The 347-nt window shown below is 66.9% G+C and carries 1 pseudogene; it reads right to left on the bottom strand.

What is annotated here, in order from left to right:
* Positions 1–347 (bottom strand): annotated as a pseudogene (locus H7I41_RS16550) (hypothetical protein); the annotation flags it as partial.

Genomic DNA, 347 nt, shown 5'->3' with positions numbered 1-347 from the left:
ACACCCTGCTCAGCTCGGGCACCGCGGTCTGGGCAGACCGGGGGGCGTTGAGGTTGCGCAGCGCATCGGCGAAGAGCTTCGGGTACTGAACGAAGAACCCGTCGAGCGTCCCGCCCTCACTCAGCAGACCGGGGAACACCGACCACTCGGGGGCGATGGTGGGACGGTATCCGTTGAGGAACGCGCCGACCACCTTGGCGGGGAGATTGACGACATGGCTGACCGCGCTCGCCAGATCACCCGCGACGATCGAGGCGCGGATCTCGTCCAGACTGTCGGTGAACCGGAAGATGGCGCTCACGTAGGGCACCAGGATTGCGTGCGGGTAGCCGGCCAGCGTCGTGTCA

Source organism: [Mycobacterium] manitobense (genome assembly GCF_025821665.1).
Taxonomy (GTDB): domain Bacteria; phylum Actinomycetota; class Actinomycetes; order Mycobacteriales; family Mycobacteriaceae; genus Mycobacterium; species Mycobacterium arseniciresistens.
Note: the sequence above shows the minus strand (reverse complement) of the source record. Positions and strands in the feature narration are given on the sequence as shown.